The following is a 3,929-nucleotide window of genomic DNA, read 5'->3' on the forward strand; positions in this document are numbered from 1 at the left end:
GTATAGCAAAGATGAATTGTTGTGCAGACCAGAGGAGGAAATCAAATGGCAATCGCAATGGCAGTTTTAAAATTTGTAGGTGGATTACTTCCATTAGTAGCAGAACTTTTAAAAGCAGTAATGTAAGTTCATTATTTCGCAATTATTTATAAAAAACTATCATACAAATGATCTGTATAGCAAAGATGAATTGTTGTGCAGATCATTTGTGTGAGCCAAGTCCCTTTAGTATTATGAAGGGATTTTTTTTAGGTTTCTATATACCTGAACTGCTGATAAGTATGATTATGGTAGTAAGACAAAATCATATCCCCAAAACGAAAATTTTATCTTTCTGTAATTGTCCATGGGAACTCAGTGTATTTTTTCGTTTTGAGGTATTTAATTTCGTTAGGTTGATGGGGATGCGGCGAGACCCCTAAAATGAAATGTTTACCTAAACAAAAAAGAATCCATTTTGATTAATCTTTGTTCAAAATGGAATTATTTTTTGTAATTATTCACATCTTTATCAAAAGTCATTACAAAAATGATTACCAAATACTTTTACCAAAAGATTTTCCAGGATTACCAGATACAATCGCCCACTAATAAAAGTATTATCTTACTTATTTTGTAGTTTACAGCAAGAATCCTATCACTAGGCCAATTAGTTAAACATCAGAATAATTATTTTTATTCTCGGTTGTATAACTTTTAGGGTTTACCTTAAAGTCAATTATAATAGAGGAAACTAGAGTAAGAGTACATATACCTAACAAGACCATTAAACTTCTATATCCTATTTGATCTAGTAAAAATCCAATTAACACCAAGCATAGTTGCATAATGGTTCGATCTAACATTGTTTTAAATGAAAAAAATCTTCCATGAATACTTGCAGGAACCTTTTGTTGTGCATATGTGTATAAAAGAGGATTAAACATGCCATATGCCAAGCCAAATACACTAAAAGAGAAAATAGTTAGATAAAAATTTGTCAATGATAATAAAATTTGAGCTATACCCATCAAACAGCAAGCAAATAAAAGAATACGCACTTGCTTTTGATATCGTTTTATTATTTTTTTGATAAACAATCCTGCAATTAATATACTTGCCCCTTCCATAAAATAGAGTATGCCCATGATTGAACCTGGTTGTCCCTTTCCAATCTCAATAACAAATAAATTAAAGCCTGAAATAAAGATTAGAGGGATAATGGATAACGTAAGAACTACTTTAATAGAATGATTCTTCATAATAATAGGGAAAATATCCTTAAAATTAGTCTTGAGTTTTTTAGGATTCAATCGTACATCGTTTGGAATGACTAATAAAAAATTGATAAAGTATAAGGTTACATAAGCAATAAGAGCAATAATAAATAATGTATATAGAGGAGCGACTGTTAATAAAAGACCAGCTAATACAGCTCCAAAAATTCTTGATAAGGTGATAATATTTATATTGATAGCATTAACCGTAATTAAGTCATCTTCTTTAACTAAAGCGGGCAATATTGTTTGTATAGTGGGATTAAAAAAAGAGGCTGAGCAGCCAATTCCTATACTATAGATAACCATCCAATAAATTGACCCCGTATATATGGCAACTAACATTGATAAAACAGATGCAATTCTCATCAATCCGACTAATTGTAATACTTTTAATTTAGAAGTAGAATCTATATAACGTCCTGCATAAGGGCCTATTATAACCCCAAGGACACCACCGATAACAAGAAAAAAAGCCTGAAGAACATGAGATTTTATATGTATTTGTAAAAATTGCAAATTACCAATTGTACCGAACCATATCCCTAATTGAAAGACTAGTTGACTTCCTAATACAATGCATAAATTTTTATTATGTATAATGGCTTTAAAGGATTTCAATTCAAATTCTCTCCTCTAAATCTAAAATCTCTCCCATGTTTTTTAGCTTCATCACTAATATGTCCTATTCCAGAAAGTCCGCAAACAATTTCTTTTTCTTTATCTATACATAACCTTTCTTCTACTAATTCGTCTTTAAGGTGTCCAGTAAAAACGCACCTAATTTCAACCATGAAGCAACTAAATAGAAAGTTTGACTTAAATGACCTACATCCTTCATAACAATACGATATACCCTTGGAGTTTTATATTTCCACATAGGTCGTTCTAAACATGCTGTATAAAAAAAGAGTACAGATGCATCTTTTATATATTTTTGTCCTGCAGCCATATCAATAATATCTGTTATTTTGTCTTTGTTAATCACATTCAATGAATGATTTTGAACATTGTAATGATATAAACCCTCTTTTATTCCTGTTACGTTAGATATATAAGGATATACCTCTATAGGATGTCTAGCACCACCAGAAGGGCTCGTTTTAAAGAGAGTTGCACCAACTCCAAAATCTCTTTTACAAGACTGCGCTCCCCAAACAAAATAAAGAATTGAAGATAATTCAATTAGGGTAATAGGTTTTTCTGAGAAAGATCGTATAGTCTGTCTTTCCAAAAGGATATCTAGAAAGTTTCCTTCCTTCTTAAAATCAGGAGCAGTCATTTAAGCAATTCAATTATTTTGATGGAGAAGTCTCACCATGTTCTGAATTAACACGGTTTGTGTACTCATTTTCGCTAGGTTTGAAAATTTTTATTTTTCTCATCTCCTCTCAATAATTAGAAAATCATTCCAATTTATATTTTTCCATAATAGTGTTTTTTTGTCAAATAGTAGTTTGAAAATAATGTTTATTCGTAATTTTGGAACCAATGAAACCAACTAGGTTATGAAAAAAGAAGAGTTAAAGATTGTTTTTTGTGCTTAGTTTATTAGAAGTATCATACATGTCTATCAAGCTAAAGGGGAATTGTATCCATAAAACGAAAAAAAACGCTATTCTTTTTGTAGAAATATACAGAAAGGGTGGCGTTTGGATGTGAATTTATCGATTTCTGATGAATTAGAATTGTTTTCTAAAGAATTGCAACGATATATGTCATCGTATGCTTTAGAACAGTTAGCTAGGGAAACAGGGTTTGTCCAACGAAGAAGTAAATACCGTGCACAAGATTTGGTGGCTCTGTGTGTTTGGTTAAGCCAAAATATAGCTCATACTTCATTAACACAACTATGTAGTGTGACCGCCAATCTTATTTAGCGGTTACATTACATCGTTCACTCTATACTTTCTATGGCCACGTTTGTTCTTTGTGAAGGTATATCCCTCTTTTTCTAAACATCTGTATACTTACGTAATATAGATGATTGGATACTTAATTGCTCCGCCACATCATTAGACGTCTTCATAGTGTTTCACTTCAAAAATATATTTGCGATATATCTCTTTATACGACAATTTCAACATACAATAACTTCAACGATTTTTACATGTGTAATATATTTACTTTGAATTATAGTGCCAAGCTTTTTGATGAGGATTGGCTTTTCCTTTTCTATTAAGCCTTCTATTGCCTTTAAGTATGTTTCTGGATCTTCATGATGTGTAATCCTCCCGCTTACTTCCTTACCGTTAGATAAATAAAAGGCAACACGATATGCATATTGTTGTTTTGACATCATAATCCCTCGCTTTCTAGATATAAAGATGTAAATATATATTCTTGCATAAAAAAGACATGCTAGTCCATGTCTTTTTTCATAAGAAAGGTTTTTTTCATTTGTCTGCAATCGTAATAAGGCTAGCTATTCATCCGATACAAGTAGCGAAAAACGTAAATAATGTCATAGTTTGCACCTCCTTTTTCTGTTGGTGTAAACTGTCAGGTGGTCACAATATGTAATATTGCATATTAAAATGTATTGATAAAAATGTAAGCGCTTACTATAATAAGGGTATAAAGATGAAACACATCGTAATACCAAAAAAGAGGAGGAAATCAAATGGCAATCGCAATGGCAGTTTTAAAATTTATCGGTGGAGTACTTCCATT

Annotated in this window: 3 protein-coding genes and 2 pseudogenes; 1 reads left to right on the forward strand and 4 read right to left on the reverse strand. The window is 31.3% G+C overall.

What is annotated here, in order from left to right; translation table 11 throughout:
* Positions 1 to 653 precede the first annotated feature (653 nt).
* The gene (locus BM350_RS25870) at positions 654 to 1,877 is read right to left on the reverse strand and encodes an MFS transporter (protein WP_170857785.1); all 1,224 of its coding nucleotides are present in this window, start codon (positions 1,875 to 1,877) and stop codon (positions 654 to 656) included.
* Positions 1,878 to 2,001: 124 nt separating this feature from the next.
* Positions 2,002 to 2,538 carry a SagB/ThcOx family dehydrogenase gene (locus BM350_RS25875; protein WP_244548089.1) on the reverse strand — a complete coding sequence of 179 codons (537 nt, stop codon included), beginning with the start codon at positions 2,536 to 2,538 and terminating at the stop codon, positions 2,002 to 2,004.
* 376 nt (positions 2,539 to 2,914) lie between these two features.
* On the opposite strand from BM350_RS25875, the pseudogene BM350_RS25880 reads away from it, so the two are divergent.
* Positions 2,915 to 3,115, forward strand: a pseudogene (locus BM350_RS25880) (IS4 family transposase); the annotation flags it as partial.
* A gap of 27 nt (positions 3,116 to 3,142) precedes the next feature.
* Here the strand turns inward: BM350_RS25880 and BM350_RS28120 are convergent.
* Positions 3,143 to 3,285: pseudogene (locus tag BM350_RS28120) on the reverse strand (DNA-binding protein); the annotation flags it as partial.
* Positions 3,286 to 3,336: 51 nt separating this feature from the next.
* Positions 3,337 to 3,558, reverse strand: a complete 222-nt coding sequence (locus BM350_RS25890) for a hypothetical protein (protein WP_244548090.1) — start codon at positions 3,556 to 3,558, stop codon at positions 3,337 to 3,339.
* Positions 3,559 to 3,929 lie beyond the last annotated feature (371 nt).

The sequence above is a fragment of the Bacillus sp. 103mf genome (genome assembly GCF_900116295.1).
Classification (GTDB): Bacteria; Bacillota; Bacilli; order Bacillales; family Bacillaceae_G; genus Bacillus_A; species Bacillus_A bruguierae.